The organism is Marinobacter sp. DY40_1A1, assembly GCF_016597815.1.
Taxonomy (GTDB): Bacteria; Pseudomonadota; Gammaproteobacteria; order Pseudomonadales; family Oleiphilaceae; genus Marinobacter; species Marinobacter xiaoshiensis.
Genome location: NZ_VCHA01000004.1, coordinates 1 through 16,328 on the forward strand (window position 1 = coordinate 1; position 16,328 = coordinate 16,328).

A 16,328-nucleotide genomic window follows, 5' to 3' on the forward strand; every position below is an offset into this window, starting at 1 on the left:
ACTTCTTCAACACGGCGGCTTTACGTTCTTCGGAATAACGTGGCATGAATGCTCCCATGCCGCCCCAACTGATTAAATTCAGGCGAAATTGCCAACTGGACAACAAGGCTGACAGAGGGGGATATCTACATCTTTATATCGTTACCGAGCTTATTCGGAGTCGAGTAACCCACCGATTCTGCATCGCAAAGAACTACTCCTGGCGCCTGACCACCCTGACTTTCAGCGTTTTTCGGATTTAACCAAAGAAGCTGAGCATATCGGCTTATTCGACGACACTAGCAGAATTGGTTTTCTCCGAGAGTGGGAGCGCTTACTCCAGCTTAAAGGCTATGAAGTCAACGATCACTCGTTTCTCCCCATTGCCAATGACATGTCAGAACTCTCAGGCAACATTGAAGAAAGCCAGGAAATCCATAGGCACCTGACTGCGCTAACTCGAACCCAGCTTTCTGCTCCCATGCAGAGCCTGGCGAGATACGGATACCTTGATCAATCCAAATCGGTATTTGATTATGGCTGCGGAAAAGGCAGCGATGTTGAACTTCTTAGGGATAGCGGCTTGGATGCCTCAGGCTGGGATCCATACTACTCTCCCGATGCAATAAAGAAGTATTCGGACATCGTCAATCTCGGGTTCGTCATCAACGTAATTGAAGACCTGGCAGAGCGTAAACTTGCCCTTGCCTCTGCGTATAAACTCGCTGGTGATTGCCTCGTTGTGTCTGCGATGCTAGAAAACGCGAATGCTCGCGGCGGCACTCCTTTCAAAGATGGCGTACGGACATCCAGAAACACCTTTCAAAAGTACTTCTCGCAGGCTGAGCTTGGCGCCTTTATTGAATCAGTTCTTGGAGTCGAACCGGTTCCAGTCGCTCCAGGTATTTTTTATGCTTTTAAAACAGATGGGGCTAAAGCTGCTTTTTTGACCCGAAAGGGCTCTCAACGAAGGAGGCCGTCGGACTTCACTTCTCGAAGATTGCCAGCATTTCGAACCAAACCAAAATCCCATGTCTCTCCAAGCTTCAGAAAATACCAAAACAACACAGCAATTCTGGAAGAGTTATGGACTACATGGGTAAACCTAGGGCGAGCACCGAAATCGAACGAAATCGAAAAGCTTGAAGACATTCGAAGACTTCTTGGCTCCTACCCAAATGCCTTGAAGGTCCTTAGGACGGTCAAAGGTGATGAAGGTGTTGCCATTTTGGAGAAAGCACATTTCACCCGCTACGACGACCTAACTGTTCAATTCGCCGAGTATAAATTCTACCGCACCCCTCCGCCCCGCCCCATGCCGGAGCAGTTTAAAGAAGATGTACGGCATTTTTTTGGCAATCTTGCCAATGCCCAATCAGCTGGCGAAAACAGCCTGCTCCAGGTTTTAGACAAACAAAAGGTGTTATCAGCTTGTGCCGAAGCAGCGGAAAAAGGACTGGGCTGGCTTGATGGTTGTAGTGGTCAACTAATCCCGGACAGTATTTTAAGTTTTTCTGCCGCGACCACAGGTGGCATGCCGTCATTGAATGTATGGGGGCGCTGCCGGTTGTAGTAGTCCATCAGATAATCACCAATGTCTTTCCTGGCGTCGGGAATTGATCGATATCCGAGTGAAGGAATCCATTCGCTCTTCAGGCTGCGGAAGACCCGTTCCATCGGGGAATTATCCCAGCAATTTCCCCGGCGACTCATGCTTTGCTCCATGCGGTATCGCCAGAGCCTTTGAGGGAATAATCGACTGGCATACTGACTGCCTTGGTCGGAATGAAACAGAACCCCAGTCGGTTTTCCTCGCTGCTCATACGCATGATCCAATGCCTTCACCACCAACTCGGCATCAGGCCGGTCTGATAGCGCCCAGCCAACGACTCGGCGGGCGTAAAGATCCAGAACAACCGCAAGATAGCTCCAGCGCTGACCCGCCCACACATAGGTGATGTCACCGCACCACGCCTGGTCTGGCTGGCTGACGCTGAACTCACGATTCAGCCGGTTTGGAATGTCTGACCTTTCCACAGTGGCCTGTTTGTATGCGTGTGGGCCAGGTTGTTTGCAGATCAGTCCCAGCTCACTCATCAGGCGGCGAACCTTGAAGCGTCCGATCACAACCCCTTCTTCATTAAGCATGGTGGTGATCATACGGCTTCCCGCTGAGCTTCGGCTCTTACGAAAGATCCGGTTCACATCGGCTCGCAGAACCACTCGCTTAGCATCCACCACGGACCGCTTGCGGCGATAGTTGTAATAGCTGGACCTTGATACTTCAAACGCTTTACAGACCATCTCAATCGGCTCCTGCTCACTCAACTGGTCTATCAGCGCGTACGATTCATCTCGTCCGACATCAAGAGAGCCCTGCCTGAATCAGTACACCGCCAGTGTCGCCTGCGTTGCTCAAGGTTACGTTGCTGGCTGGCCGTTGCACTGTGATGGTCGTTACTTTGGCACCGCTTGTTTCGTAAAGTGCCGTCTGGCCTTCTGCAATGCTGATGGCGGCCTCGTTTGTGATCACCTGCGGCGTCGTTGCGCCTTTTTCGCTACCGCCCCCACCACCGCAGGCGGCCAGTGTTGTTGCGATTGCCATTGTGATGCATATCTTTGTTTTGCTGTGCTGGTTGCCCATGACCTTCCTTTCCATATTTTCTATATAACTATAGGAATTCAGCCAAATGTTTTATAAACGCTTGGCCTTGTTTTTCTGCTCTTTAGGTTGGCGCTGCCAATTAAATCCTTGCGCCCTGAAACTCCAGCCTAAATGACGATCACACACTTTCATGTCAATTTATCTTACATGTTCATATTTATAATCGCACTTCCGCATACGGCCGAAAACGGCTCCTGGCACTCAGCAGCATGGAGTTCCGCTCTTTTTTCTGAAGTGACTTAGGAACGTCATTTCACTGTTAGAGCGCTTCCTGGTGCATTGTGCTCAGCGTGCTAACTGCCAATAATATACTTGTATGTTTTATGTATATTTATATGTGTATCGGTAACCATTGCGGGCGCACTCCATCTCAGCGAGTGAGATAAAAGACAAATATTGATTGCCGGGCTTCGTAGGCTCACAACATTAGCCACCCATAGAATCTGATCGCACCAAGCTGCCCACCGTATAGAAATACTCGTCCAATTACGGACACCCCATACCGGACAAATTTCACGGCGTTGCGGAACTAGTCAAAGCAGGATAAAGTGACAATTCGCTTGGAAGGCAGGTATCAAACTGTCCAGTTAGAACCATCATCAACCGGACAACACCGTGCCCTAAACTGGCGCTAATCGGTCAAATTGCTGATATATAGGTGTTTTTCATGCGAACAGCTATTTGGATAAGTGATTGATCTTGCGGATTCGGAACCGATTAAGAACAGTTTGAAACTCGGTGTCCCCACGCCCTCCGAAGGCAGGGGTCACAGGTTCAAATCCTGTCGGGCGCGCCATATTTTTCAAGGCCTTACGTGAGAGCGTGGGGCCTTTTTTTGTTTCCTTTTACTCTTCTGCTACCAATTCAAGAATCGATAAAATCGCAAAGCTACTCCACGTAAATCCCGCGCTTTGCCAGCCACTGCTTATCCAGCACCCATCTTACCGACCTAACACCCGGCTCCTTCATTACCAGTTCAGCGGCACGTGACTGCAGACGCGCCAGCTCTACTTGCGCCGCCTGCATTTCGTCAGACACGGGATCTTTTTGCTGCAGTTCCGGAAACATCACGCGCAATGACTGAATGACCGACAGCTGGGCCGAGCGCGGACTGCTCATGCGTGCCACGCCGTTCTCCAGCGTGAGCACACGAAATGGAAAGGGGTAGGCGGCCAGCTCTGAATCCGCTTCCAGCGCAGAATTTATTTCACGGGCGCGGAAGTCCAGGCTGCCTAGCCATAAAACAAAACCGACCAGCACCAAGCCGGCCAGCACATACAGATACTTCCGGGTGAAGCTGTCGAGCCCGGTGGTTTTCTCTGTGTTTGTCATTGTGCTCTCCCTGATAAGCCAATTGGCGGCGCTTGTAAGATAACGTCACCTATCAGGATACCGCCGGTTGCAACCGGGCGTATGGATGCGGGTCAAACGCCGGGCGTGAAGTTGCCGCATGAGCCAACGGAGTATGCCTTTAGGAAGTACGCGAGCACCTCTTTTGAATTCCTGGCTCTGGTTGGCTCGAAAAATTTCTTCTTAAAGCCACGAATTGCCAGGCCGGGAGGAGCTTCCAGATCCGACAAAAACACCACACCCAAGCTAGAGATAACACCATTTATCTCGCAAAAATTCGCGCTTCGAAAGCATGGGGGGTTTGACCTGATAGCTCAGCTGAAGCGCAGAGCGGCACCTTACGCCAGAAGCTAAAGGCTTAAGTAGTTTGATGGAAGGAGTTTTGCGACGAATATCGGCCAGCTCGCTACCCGGGTAATAAACAGCTGATCAGCCTCGTCTGCGCCCATCACCGTTTTTTTATGGATTCACCCATTCATGGATGGGAATGGACGGCAAGTACAAACCTGTTAAGGCATTGCTGTTCTGCAAAGCATTTTTGTCGGGCTCATTGGAAATGAGCAGATGCACTAGCTTTGACAAAAATACCTGAGCGAAGCTCACGCCCCCACACCATACACATTGGACGCCTGGATCTCGGCAATCAACCACTCTTTAAACGCTTTCATAGCCGCCGTTAAAGGGCGATGCTTCTGATGAACAAGGTAGAAGGCCTTCCGGGTGTCGAGTGGGATATTAAAGGGCACCACCAAACTCCCGGAACTGATCTCTCTTGAGGTCAATGTGAGATCAGCAAGTGCAACGCCAAGATTTTCTTGCGCTGCGGCAGTGGTCAGTTGGCTGCTCGACAATTGAAGGCTGTCTTTTGGCGTAATGTATTCCGAACTGGCCACCTGAAACCAGTTCTCCCACTCCCACATGCGGGTGCTGACATAAATCAATGTGTGATGTCGCAAATCGGCCGGATCCAGCAAAGGGTGTTTTCCTTCCAGGAGTTTGGGGCTACACACAGGTACAAGCATTACTTTTTGCAGGAAGTAGACCTCAATGTCGTCCCACTCACCATTGCCGTAGTAGACCGCCATATCAGTACTCGACTGATTGAAATCGAGCAATCCAACCGAGGCACTTATCCGTAACTCAATATCCGGAAACATCTCTCTGAAACGAGACATACGGGGCATAAGCCAGCGCGTCAGGAAGTTGGGCGCGACGCTGATCTGGACCACATTCGTTTCCTTGCTGGCCGTGAGCCTGTGAGTCGCCACTTCAATTTCGTTCAGCGCATGCTTCACAGACACCAGGTACTGCTTGCCAGAAGGCGTTAGCTCAACAAGTATGTGGTGAAAACTCAGGAGACCATCCTTATGAACACTCAAGCATCACACATTCCCAGCATTACAGAAATCAGTCAGGCTGTAGAACTGGCCAAAAAAGAGCGCAGCGAATACATGGCAGAGCTAATTAGCGCGCTGCCTGCAAAGCTGAGTGCAATCTTTCGCTCTTCAGCGCAATCTGCAACGGGCAAGGTTTCTCCCAGCCATTAATAACGGCAATCTCGGAAACTGAGCTCGTCCAGCAACTGAATAAAAGTAAATTTCATGTTGCGAGGATAGCTGTTTAAGCTCGCCCTTCGAGGGCAGCACGCATTTTCAAAGTGACCAGCACCGTGTTCAGGTGTGGCACTGCAATACCATGGCGCTTGGCTATGGCCACCACACTGCCAAGCACAGCGTCCCGTTCGATCGGGCGACCGTTCAGGTAGTCCAGCGCCATACTGTTCTTGTACGCGGGCATCTTACGGGTACTCGCGATATTCTTGTCGATCAACGACTCGTCCATGGGGTAGCCGTCGGCCGCCGCTACCTCCATCACCTCGCGCATCATTGCCCGCATTAGCTCTTCGCCTCCATCTGTGTCCACCAGGGTTCGCGTGTCCGCACCATTGGCGATGACCGACAGGGGGTTAAACGGAGTATTCCAGAGACATTTCCGCCAACGCTCGCCCACTACGCGTTCAGTCAGTTCAACATTGATCCCGCCATCCCGAAACAATGCAGCAAGTATCTGGCAGCCCCCATCAATGCCTTGCGGGTAACGCCCAAACACCAGCTTTCCAAAGGCCTTGTGCTCGACTATTCCGGAATCCACCCGGCTTACCGCCGCAAACGCCAGACAACTTATGAGCGGGTTATACGGGTAGGCATCCACCAACTCTTGTTCAATATCCAGCCCGTTTTCAATCAGTACCAAGCGAGTATTCTCACCCATCCAGGGAGCAATCATGGCTGCCCTGTCTACGCCGGGAAGCACTTTCACACAGAGAATCAGGAAGTCGGGATAGGTTTCTGGCATGTCGCCAGACCGATAGACATGATCAGGCGCGAAGGACAAGTCACCGAGCGGGCTTTCGATTCGAATGCCATGCTCTTTGATCGCTTCATAATCTGAACGCACCACAACGCTCACAGCGCATCCGGCTTTCTTGAGAATGGCACCGTAGAAGCTACCAATCGCTCCGGCGCCAACAATCAGCATGCTTGGCTTTTTACTCATGTTTACCTACCCTCTTCTACATCAACCGAATGGCTGTTTGCACCAAGCCCGTAAAGATAGTTCATTACGCACTGCCCCACCAACCGGCGTTTTATATGCTTAACCAACGTGCACTTGCCTACCTGAACGAGGTCATTCGCCGCGGCTCCTTAAGGCGCGCAGCCGCCCATCTGAATGTCGACGCCTCCGCTGTTAGCCGCCAGATAAAAGCTCTGGAAGAAGAGCTGGACACGCGCCTGTGTGAACGGCATGGGCGTGGTATGCGGGCAACTGCTGCAGGGCAGCTACTTGTTCACCACTTTCATTCCCAGAGAGCTTCCGAAGAGGCTGTACTTTCCCAACTGATGGCTCTGCAAAACCTGGCCAAAGGCGAAGTTCGAATAGCCGTGGGGGAAGGCTTTGTCGCAGATTTGATTGCCGCCCCGCTAGGCACTTTTATGTCGGAGTTCTCGGGGATCAATGTTGAAATCCGCATGGCCGGCGTTAACGAAGCCATGTCGCTTCTCAAAGATCGTGAGGTCGACATAGCACTACTCTATGCGCCACCGGCAGATCCGCAGTTTTTCTGCCATGTGGAAACCCGCCAGCCACTCGATCTGATTGTGCCTCCAGACCACCCGCTAACGGAGCTGAACCGCCCCGTAACACTCAACGATCTGAAAGGGTGGCCACTGGCACTTATGGACAACCCCTTTGGTATGCGGCAGATGGTGAATATGGCAGCTCACCAGGAACATGTGCACCTTGAGGCCCGCCTTCATACAAATTCCGTCTCTGTTTTGAAGAATTTTGTCCGTTCAGGGATCGGCGTTACGTTTATGCCAGAACTCACCGTCATGGATGAAATAATGCGAGGAGAAATCATTCCGCTACCCATGCAATACCCGATTATGAACGATACTCGCGCCCAGATTGTCAGCCTCAGAAGCCAGGAGTTAACGATTGCGGCAGCCGCGTGTATCGACCATTTGCAAAAAGGAATGCGTTTTTTCTCCGCTGACGCCCCTCGACTGTTGCAATAAAGTCCACACTTTAGGTATTGCATAGTCAACACTTCAACACATAGCCTACTAACTGGCATCCTTGAAGCACCTGTGGGTTCGTGTTTGGTGCCCCGCAACTAATGACAATAAAACAGGAAATTAAATATGATGACTAAACTCTTTTCACCCAAGCGCCTGATCTCAGCTTGCCTGCTTGGCTCTGCCTTGATGGCTGGCAACGCCCTCGCAGCAACCACAATTAACCTGAGCTACAACGGCGCACCAGATCTGGAAAAGAACGCTGTTCACGTTTTTGCCACGAACCTGAAAGAGCTGGTCGAAGAAAAAACCAATGACCAGCTAAAGCTGACGCTGTACCCCAACAGCATGCTGGGCGAAGAGCAGGAGCGCATGGAGCAAACCATGAGCACGCCGTCGCTCAACATCGCATCCTTTGCGGGTGTCTCGCCTCTGGTAGATGAGATTTTTGTCAGCGCCATCCCGTTCCTGTTCGAAGATTTTGCTGCCGCACGTACATTCTTTGATGAAGGCAAATATTGGCAGGAAGTAAGCGCTGCCCTGAAAGAGCGTGCTGGCATCGATATGCTGGCTGTTGTTGAAGAAGGCGGTTTTCTGGCCTTCACCAACAACAAAAGGCCCATCAGCCGTCCTGCTGACTTTGAAGGTTTGCGCTTCCGCGCCATGGACCCAAGCCAGGTAGCACTTTATGAAGCATTTGGTGCGTCCGGCACGCCTATCCCCTGGACAGAAACCTATATGGCTCTGCGTACCAGAGTAGCTGACGGCCAAATGAACCCGCCCATGTACATCGCCCTGGGCAGTCTTCATGAAGTTCAGAAGTACCTGACCCTTGCGAATATTCAGTACTCCGATCAGTTCCTTGTGGGCAACAGCAAGATGATCGAAGGCTGGGATGAGGATATTCGCAGCGCCTTTATGGAAGCCGTCGCCGAGGCCAACCGCAACGCCAGGGAGCTCAATGAAGCACAAGTTGAAAAGCGCATCACCTTCCTGGAAGAGCAAGGCATGGAAGTTATTCGTCCTTCTGAAAAAGACCTGGCCGAGTTCCAGAACATTGGCCAGCCCGCCTACCTGAAATGGCTCAAAGAGCGCGGTATTGAGCAGCGCTGGATTGACATGGCTCTGGAAGATGCGGGCATGAAACGCTAAACCACGCCTTTTCTTTACCACGACAGAGGGCTGGTTTCGCCAGCCCTTTATCTTTCTGCGCATACTGGAACGCTGCAATGCTCACCAAGCTTCGTTATCGCCTGTTGGCTATAAGCTGCCCGTCTACCCTGACTCTGGCGGGAGCTTTGTTATCCCTTAATGTCGCAGCCATTCTGTTTGGGGTTTTTGCACGCTACATTGCTGGTGGTGCGCCTATCTGGACAGATGAGCTCTCACGCTTTTTGATCATAGGCACCGTTATGCTCGGGGCTGGCGCGGTTTGGGCTGAAGGTGGCCACATGCGTGTTGGCCTGCTGGAAAAGCTGCTACCCGCACCAATCGCACGAGTGCTGGTTGTCTACCAATGGCTGCTTACTTTGTTTGTTGCCCTGGGAGCAGCGTGGGCCAGCTATCGCTATGCGTTGTCGGTCAACATGTTCACCACATCCGGGCTCGGCATTAGCCGAACAGTCCCTCTGATGTCATTACCTCTCGGCTTTTTACTGCTGGCCTGGCATGCACTGCTGTATGGGCCTGCCCCCCTCAAGACCATAGAGGACCAGCTATGATCCTCACCATGTTGGCCGTTTTTCTTGTCCACGTTTTACTTGGACTGCCTTTGTTCATCGCGCTGATTACAACGGCAATTGTAGGCTTCCTATTTGTTGATCCGTCGATGATTCCACGGATGATGCCGCAGCAGTTCTTTAGCGGGATCAACGTATTCTCCCTGATGGCGATTCCATTGTTTATCTTCGCCGGCAACCTGATGAACGTGAGTGGCTTGACCGAGCGTTTGATGGGGTTGGCTCGACTGCTGGTTGGGCACTTACGGGGCGGCATGGGCCACGTTAACGTGGTTTCGAGCATCTTCTTTGCAGGTATCAACGGTTCTGCCGTGGCCGACACATCGGCACTGGGCTCTCTGTTAGTTCCAGCCATGGAGAAAGAAGGCTACTCAAGGGCCTTTGCCGCCGGTTTGACCGCAGGCAGCTCGCTCATAGGCCCGATCATTCCACCCAGCATTTTCATGATTCTTTATGCCTCACTGACAAACATTTCAGTGGGTGATCTGTTTCTGGCGGGCGTTGTGCCTGGCTTGCTGCTGGGCGTGGCTTTTATGGGCATGAACGCCTGGTATGCCTGGCGCAAGAAGCTGCCCAAAAGCGGAAAGCTACCTTCCTTCGGCCAACTTGGAGTCGCATTTATTGGTGCGCTGCCCGCTCTGATTGCACCGTTCATTATCGTTGCAGGCATAGTGTTTGGCTTTGTAACTCCGACCGAATCCGGGGCGCTCACAGCTCTGTATGTGGCTTTGTGTGGTTTCGTGCTTGGCGGGCTACGTTTACAGGAGTGCTGGAAAGCGGTCGTTGATACAGCACGCCTGACCTCTGCGATTTTCCTGATCATGGCAGCCTCTGCCACCATTAGCTGGCTTCTCTCCTACGCTCAGGTTCCTGCGCAGTTTGTGTCTCTGCTCGCACCTTATGTCGACAATGGTGTGATCATTCTATTGCTGCTGAGCCTTATCACCTTCTTCACGGGCATGTTTATGGAAGAAGTGTCGGCGCTGATGCTGCTTACGCCAATCTTTGTGCCCGTGGCCATGATGGCCGGCATAGACCCGGTTCATCTGGGTGTCATCATCACGCTGAACATCACCATTGCGCTGATAACACCACCGCTAGGCGCCTGCGTTTTCGTCGCAGCGGCGGTCAGCCGGCTTGAGATAGTCTCGCTGTTCAGAACCATCTGGCCCTTTGTGCTGACGGCTGTTGCGGTACTCATTCTATTAATTCTGTTCCCACCGCTGACGCTGTGGCTCCCTACCCAGTTTGGATAAGACAATGCCTTTAACTACGTTATTGAGTGATTTGACGCCCATCCCCAGCTACCCGGCTCCCAGCTGGGAAACTCTGCGCTCCGTGTCGATTGAAGATAACGGTGAGAGCCTGGTGCCAATGAGCCTGGCTCCTGCACCCATAAAGGTATTTCCTGCCTACGCCCGAATGGGCATACCCGGTGCGATACAGGAATGCTTTGTTCGTGAAGGTGTGTACCGGGCACTACTCGCTGCGGCGCGCAGTCTGCCCGAAGGGATCGGCATCATCGTTCTGGACGGCTGGCGCCCATGGCGGGTGCAACAGTACTTGTTCGACACCCTGCATGAGGCCATTCAGCATCAGCAACCCGACCTGGACGAAGCAGCACTACTTGAGAGAACAAGGGAGTTTGTCTCGGTTCCAAGCCGCGAACCGACAGCCCCAAGCCCGCACCTTACCGGCGGTGCAGTGGATGTGACGCTCTGCGATGCTGATGGTTTGCCGTTGGATATGGGTACGTTGTTTGATGAAGCACTACCGGCTTCCCACAGCGATTATTTCGAGCAACTCGAAACCCTCACGTCGCAGCAGAAGAAAGCACGGGATCACCGCCGCTTGCTATTCAACACCATGAAACAGCAGGGTTTCACCAACCTGCCCAGTGAATGGTGGCACTACGATTTTGGCGATCAACTATGGGCTTACTACGGCGCCCATGACCAGGCCTGCTACGGCCCGGCCGAATTGGACACCATTGAAAACCGCTGGCGCCAACAGCTGGCGTAACGGCTAATATGAACATGCAGGCTTGGCGCGCCAATCGGCCGTACTATGCCTGCGGAATCACCATAGGGTAGCCCTCTGGCAAGGCCAGCACTCGCGCCTTTAAACCAAACACCTTGTCCAGCAACCCCGGCTCCAGAATGGTATTTGCTGCGCCATTTTCTACTATGCGCCCTGCCGCCATCATCACCAGGCGGTCGGCGTAGCATGACGCTACGTTCAGATCATGTATCACCGCTACGACGCTATACCCCTGATCTTTCGCCAGCTCCCGCAGCAGGCTGAATACGGTTTGCTGTTGAGCAGGATCCAGCGCCGAGGTACATTCATCCAGCAGCAATAGCCGTGGCCCGTTTGTGTGCCAGATTTGCGCCAACACTCTGGCGAGCTGCACCCGCTGCTGCTCACCTCCAGACAAGGTTGGCACCAAACGGCCGGCCATATTGCCAATGCCCAATCGCTGCAGCAGGTAATCAATCAGTTCATTGCGCTCTGCGGCAGCCAGGCCCGAGCATCCCAATGCCACTATTTCACGAACCGTGAATGGGAAGCTCACATCCACCCGTTGGGGCATCACCGCCCGTTGGCGGGCAAGCTCAGCGCCTTTCCATTGCTGAATTGAGCGGCCGAACAGTTCAATGGTGCCCTGCCCAAATGCCAACTCTCCCGCCAGCGTTTTCAACAATGATGACTTGCCGGCACCGTTAGGGCCGAGCAACGCAACCAGCTCACCCGGTTCGACGGTGAGTGACACATCTTGCAGTATTCGGCTTCGCCCTATGGTCAGCCCTAACTGCTTAGCCCTTAAAACTGTCATGGTGCCAGCTCCCTATGCGCCAATGCGCATTCTCATAAGCAGTACCAAAAAGAATGGCCCGCCTAACAGCGACATCATCAAACCAATGGGCAGTTCCGCCGGCGCCACAACCACCCGCGCCAAGCTGTCTGCCGCCACCAGTAACACACCGCCTGCCAGTCCACTGGCGGGGATCAATACCCTGTGCCCAGCGCCGACAATTTGTCGTAACAGGTGCGGCACCACCAACCCAACGAACCCGATAAGGCCGGTTACCGCCACCGCAGCGCCCGTACCCAGTGCAGACAGCAAAACCGTCGCCCGCTTTACCCACTGCACCGAAAACCCGAGATGACCCGCTACCGATTCCCCGAGTGCGAAAGCATCAAGAGGCTTGGCCAACAGGGGTGCCAGCAGCAGAGCCACCAGCATCCAGGGGCCAGCGATGCGAATGTCTTCCCAGCTGGCACGGCCAAGACTGCCCATGCTCCAAAAGGTCAACGACCGCAACTCCCCATCATCGGCGTAGAAGGTCAGCAGGCCTGTTAAGGCACCGGCCACTGCATTAATGGCTATACCTGCCAGCAGCAGAGTTGCCACAGCCACTCCACCAGAGCGACTGGCAACGCGCCAGGCCAACAGGGTTGTAACTACCGACCCCAGAAACGCCGCCAGCGGCAAAGCCCAACGGCCGGTGAGCAACGCCCAACCAGACAGCCAACTGCCCCCAAGAACAATCACCGACACCGCGGCCAATGCGGCACCACCAGAAACCCCGATTAATCCCGGGTCTGCCAGCGGATTGCGAAACAACCCCTGCAGCAGAGTTCCCGAAACGGCCAGCACAGCACCGGTGAGAAACCCTAAAACCAAGCGGGGCATGCGAACCTCGAAAAACACCATCTGGGTGGCGGGCTTTGCAAGAGCCGGTTCCACCAGCAGATTCAGCACATCTTTAGCGCCTAACGGATAAGCACCGTTGGTCAAAGAAAACAGAGCCGCCAGAACAGCCAACGCAGCCAGAACCCCGAAGGTGGCGCCAGCTGGAACTCGCCGCGCCGTATCAGTCGCCATGATTGCTGGCGAAGGTGTTCTCTGGCCGCGGCCCTTCCGGGAGAATCTGATCAATGGCCAGCATGGCCTCTGCCAGCCGTGGCCCAAAACTCAGCAGCAACATGCTGTCACCCACATAGCGGTGGCCGTTTTTCCAGGCGGGCAGTTGTGCCAGCTCCGGCCAGTCTGTAATTCGGAACTGCCCGGGAGCAGTCTCCGCCACAATAATGGCATCAGGATTGGCGCTGATGATCGCTTCGCGACTCGCCGGTTTATAGCCTCGAATATCACTGACTGCGTTGGTGGCACCGATACTATCAAGCAAGGCATCAGCACCAGTGTGGCTGCCGCCGAATGAGACACCATGATTACCTGCGGCTAACAATATCAATACGCTGGGTGCCCATTCCCTCGCAGCCACTTTCTTATCAATACCGTCAAATACCCTTTGCAGGTCGCTGACAAGCTTTGCGGCCTCAGCTTCCCGGTTCACCAGCTCGCCGATAGCGGTAATCCGCTGCAGCGTCTGTTCCGGGCTTTGGGCAACGGGTAGTCGAGTCACCTTCACTCCTACCTGTTCAAGCCGCTGCAAGGTTTGCTCTGGCTCTGCTTCTTCCGTGGTGATCAGCTGATCCGGGTTTAGCGACAACACGCCTTCAAAGGGTAAAGCACGCAGATAGCCCACCTTGGGCAGTTGATTTGCTGCAGCCGGATATTTACTGGTGGTATCAACGCCCACCAGCTGATCCTCCACTCCAAGCGCAAACAAGATCTCCGTCACCGCGCCGTCGGCACTGACAATGCGTGAACTGCCAGCGTCTACTTCACCGGCACTTCCGGCATAAGCCGGAAGTGCCAGCAGGGTTGTCAGCAAAATGCCTATCAACCGCATAGCTTTGCCTCCAGAACTCTCACTTCGGCCTGCCAGTCTGCTGATTCTGTCTGGCCAGGCTTACGCTTTCCGAAGACAGTAAGTACGATTTCACCGTTTGCGTTATAGCCTTCCAATGAAGTTATGGTGCCGTCCACAGAAGGCCGCTTCACGGTCCACCAATCTGTCACATCGCCGGTCTTTGCATGCAGGTTGAACCCCGGGTCCAGCACATTCATCCACTCGCCTACCCGGCGAATGTTATCCACCTGACCTGTCCAGATTTGCACGATGCCGGGGTTACCCACAAACACCATAATCGGGCACTGGTTGGTTTTTACCTGCAGCAACAGCTCATCCAGCGGCGACTCAATCGAGTCCGTACTGCGCATGAGCTTTCGGGTGTAGGCAGGGCCAACCAACTCAACCGCAGTCAGGCGGTCGACTTTGTTGCGTTTGAGCATGGCGTGGAAATGGTGCACATCTTTCAGTGTTGCCCAATCCTGCTGCAGGGCTGACACGTCCACACTGGCAGGGTCCACACGCGGCTCCGGCGAGGGGGCGGATTTCAACTCCGGCGTTACAGGCTGATCGGCCTGGTATTTTGCGACCAATGCATCCCAGGCTTCGGCATCTGTGCCTGCAGTTTTATACACCTTCTGGATAGCTCGCCCGCTGGCATCAAAAAACTGCAGGCTATGGCGTGTGCCGGAACGCACCTCTTCAACCACCTGAAAACCAAAGGCCCAGCTGCGGAAGAACACCCGCAGATCCATTTCACCAACGGACAGGCCCATGGAACCACCGCCGGTTACCTTGAACCCTTTCAGGTGGCCGGTAATCTCATGCACCATTTCATCATTGCGGGCGAGCATCATAACTTCGCCAACAGATTCCAGCTCCGTTATCAGTGCACCAAAATCATTCGTCAGAGGCGTAAGTGCGCCTTCTTCACGACACATCATCAGCTCCATTTCACTAACGCCGAGCAAAGCCGCAGCATTGCGAATCCGCAAATTTGGCTGCTCAGACATCAGCAGCTGCCAGCGGTCTTTTAGCGAAATTTCTGACTGAACCTCAGGGGCTTCTATGGTTGCGTTCATAATATTTACTCTGCTGCGGTTAGTGATGCGTTAGTCCAACGAACGATGGGCTGTCCTGAAACACCGTCGTCGCCGTAATAGCCAACAATTTGAACGGCATAAACAGACGCTTCAGGATCGGTGGAGTCGGTATCGATCAGGTACACGCGGAAATTGGGACGAAGCAGATGGCCACCCGCCTGGTCGTAGGCGTACCAGCTTGTGGCCTTGAACACGCCACTTGTTGTGTCCGCGGCGTATCGGCTTTTCAGATCCTCGCCTGAAGCAGGCGCTATGGTGGCGCTGAGGTAGCCTTCCAGAACGGTCCATTCAAAGGGCCCGAATACTCCACCGTCGCCATCACCCGAGGTGCCACTGTTACTTCTCAGGTAGATATCGCGGCCAGCGAAGCCCAGCTTTACGTCCCAACTTGCAGAGGTTTCACAGTCCACCGAAGAGCCCGCATCAAAATCAAAGCAGCTTTCGCCTCCAGCCGCGCCGATCGACCCGGTAAACGTCGCCGTTTGAGTGAAAGTGTCGGTACCTGGAACCTGAACATCGAAGGCCACTGTAAAACTCTTGATGCCCTCACCCGTGCGGGTAGGAAAATCCATTTCGATCATTCGCATACGGGCGTAGCTATTGCCTTCCGCTGACCGCACCAACCAACCATTGTCCGAATTGGCGTTCATGATTCCGCCGTCAGGGTTGTAGCTGTACCAATCACTGCCAAAGCTGTTGGTGATTGAATCACTAACCCAGTCCCTGCTGCCCGGCTCTGGATACTCCGCCAATAAGGCCTCTTCCTCTGATGATGCCGTGGCATTCACCAGAAGATTGAAGTTGGGTTCGCCTGCATCGTCATAAAACTTGCCCTGGGAGTTAGCAACAGCCCCAGCCACGTTGCCCGCCCCCGAGGCGCCGCCATTCACCTGCACCGTGTCGCGTTTGAATGACAGGTGCCAGTCGGTTCGGCCTTGCGCTTCTTCCGCCGTCATTTGCATGGTCGCGCCAGTGTTCAAATTCAGGTAGGTGGCCTGGCTATAGGATTTCGCATCCACCACCTGGCGCTTTGTTTCTGCGCTGCCATCAGTCTCATCTGACCCGCCAAGACTGTTATCACTGCCGCCACAACCAGCCAGCAATACCACTGCTGTTGCCAACCCGAGTCCCCGGTAAATACCACTCATGCACTT

At 53.7% G+C, this 16,328-nt stretch carries 16 protein-coding genes and 1 pseudogene; 7 read left to right on the forward strand and 10 right to left on the reverse strand.

Annotated features, from left to right (window positions below):
* Window positions 1–373 precede the first annotated feature (373 nt).
* Entirely contained in the window at window positions 374–1,552 is a 1,179-nt protein-coding gene (locus tag FFI61_RS10900) for a DNA phosphorothioation-associated putative methyltransferase (protein WP_200370362.1), read from the forward strand.
* Here the strand turns inward: FFI61_RS10900 and FFI61_RS10905 are convergent.
* From FFI61_RS10905 to FFI61_RS10925, 4 genes and pseudogenes are all read right to left on the reverse strand, one after another.
* Window positions 1,462–2,352 (reverse strand): annotated as a pseudogene (locus tag FFI61_RS10905) (IS3 family transposase); the annotation flags it as partial. The gene FFI61_RS10900 and the pseudogene FFI61_RS10905 overlap by 91 nt on opposite strands.
* Window positions 2,345–2,584, reverse strand: a complete 240-nt coding sequence (locus FFI61_RS10910; protein WP_200370364.1) for a hypothetical protein — start codon at window positions 2,582–2,584, stop codon at window positions 2,345–2,347. The pseudogene FFI61_RS10905 and the gene FFI61_RS10910, both read right to left, overlap by 8 nt.
* A gap of 948 nt (window positions 2,585–3,532) precedes the next feature.
* On the reverse strand, window positions 3,533–3,976 hold the full coding sequence (locus FFI61_RS10915; protein ID WP_200370366.1) for a hypothetical protein: 444 nt from the start codon (window positions 3,974–3,976) through the stop codon (window positions 3,533–3,535).
* 617 nt (window positions 3,977–4,593) lie between these two features.
* Window positions 4,594–5,373, reverse strand: a complete 780-nt coding sequence (locus FFI61_RS10925; RefSeq protein ID WP_200370368.1) for a LysR substrate-binding domain-containing protein — start codon at window positions 5,371–5,373, stop codon at window positions 4,594–4,596.
* Between FFI61_RS10925 and FFI61_RS10930 the strand changes: the two genes are divergently transcribed.
* Complete coding sequence (locus tag FFI61_RS10930) at window positions 5,362–5,541, forward strand: RSP_7527 family protein (RefSeq protein WP_200201321.1); 180 nt, start codon at window positions 5,362–5,364, stop codon at window positions 5,539–5,541. The two genes, FFI61_RS10925 and FFI61_RS10930, sit on opposite strands and share 12 nt — an antisense overlap.
* Before the next feature lie 73 nt (window positions 5,542–5,614).
* Here the strand turns inward: FFI61_RS10930 and FFI61_RS10935 are convergent, their stop codons facing one another.
* On the reverse strand, window positions 5,615–6,550 hold the full coding sequence (locus FFI61_RS10935; protein ID WP_200370369.1) for a ketopantoate reductase family protein: 936 nt from the start codon (window positions 6,548–6,550) through the stop codon (window positions 5,615–5,617).
* Window positions 6,551–6,645: 95 nt separating this feature from the next.
* Here FFI61_RS10935 and FFI61_RS10940 point away from each other — a divergent pair, with 95 nt between their 5' ends.
* The 5 genes from FFI61_RS10940 to FFI61_RS10960 all read left to right on the forward strand — a co-directional run bounded on the left by FFI61_RS10940 (window position 6,646) and on the right by FFI61_RS10960 (window position 11,333).
* Complete coding sequence (locus tag FFI61_RS10940) at window positions 6,646–7,572, forward strand: LysR family transcriptional regulator (RefSeq protein WP_200201323.1); 927 nt, start codon at window positions 6,646–6,648, stop codon at window positions 7,570–7,572.
* A 126-nt stretch (window positions 7,573–7,698) separates the two neighbouring features.
* Window positions 7,699–8,724, forward strand: a complete 1,026-nt coding sequence (dctP, locus tag FFI61_RS10945) for a TRAP transporter substrate-binding protein DctP (RefSeq protein ID WP_200201324.1) — start codon at window positions 7,699–7,701, stop codon at window positions 8,722–8,724.
* Between the two features lie 77 nt (window positions 8,725–8,801).
* Window positions 8,802–9,293, forward strand: a complete 492-nt coding sequence (locus tag FFI61_RS10950) for a TRAP transporter small permease (protein ID WP_200201325.1) — start codon at window positions 8,802–8,804, stop codon at window positions 9,291–9,293.
* Complete coding sequence (locus tag FFI61_RS10955; RefSeq protein WP_200201326.1) at window positions 9,290–10,567, forward strand: TRAP transporter large permease; 1,278 nt, start codon at window positions 9,290–9,292, stop codon at window positions 10,565–10,567. The genes FFI61_RS10950 and FFI61_RS10955 overlap by 4 nt, the downstream gene beginning before the upstream one ends.
* Window positions 10,568–10,571: 4 nt before the next feature.
* Complete coding sequence (locus FFI61_RS10960) at window positions 10,572–11,333, forward strand: M15 family metallopeptidase (protein WP_227714856.1); 762 nt, start codon at window positions 10,572–10,574, stop codon at window positions 11,331–11,333.
* A 43-nt stretch (window positions 11,334–11,376) separates the two neighbouring features.
* Here FFI61_RS10960 and FFI61_RS10965 read toward each other — a convergent pair whose 3' ends face one another.
* Genes FFI61_RS10965 through FFI61_RS10985 form a run of 5 tightly spaced genes read right to left on the reverse strand, consistent with a single transcriptional unit; the run spans window position 11,377 to window position 16,322 of the window.
* A complete protein-coding gene (locus tag FFI61_RS10965; protein ID WP_200370370.1) occupies window positions 11,377–12,147 on the reverse strand; it encodes a heme ABC transporter ATP-binding protein in 771 nt (256 codons plus the stop codon).
* A gap of 12 nt (window positions 12,148–12,159) precedes the next feature.
* Window positions 12,160–13,200 (reverse strand): FecCD family ABC transporter permease, encoded by a 1,041-nt coding sequence (locus tag FFI61_RS10970; RefSeq protein WP_200201328.1) that lies wholly within the window; start codon window positions 13,198–13,200, stop codon window positions 12,160–12,162.
* A complete protein-coding gene (locus tag FFI61_RS10975) occupies window positions 13,190–14,071 on the reverse strand; it encodes a heme/hemin ABC transporter substrate-binding protein (RefSeq protein ID WP_200370374.1) in 882 nt (293 codons plus the stop codon). Before FFI61_RS10975 ends, FFI61_RS10970 begins: the two co-directional genes overlap by 11 nt.
* A complete protein-coding gene (locus tag FFI61_RS10980; RefSeq protein WP_200370376.1) occupies window positions 14,062–15,153 on the reverse strand; it encodes a hemin-degrading factor in 1,092 nt (363 codons plus the stop codon). The genes FFI61_RS10975 and FFI61_RS10980 overlap by 10 nt, the downstream gene beginning before the upstream one ends.
* Window positions 15,154–15,158: 5 nt before the next feature.
* Complete coding sequence (locus tag FFI61_RS10985) at window positions 15,159–16,322, reverse strand: HmuY family protein (protein ID WP_200370378.1); 1,164 nt, start codon at window positions 16,320–16,322, stop codon at window positions 15,159–15,161.
* Between the last annotated feature and the right edge of the window lie 6 nt (window positions 16,323–16,328).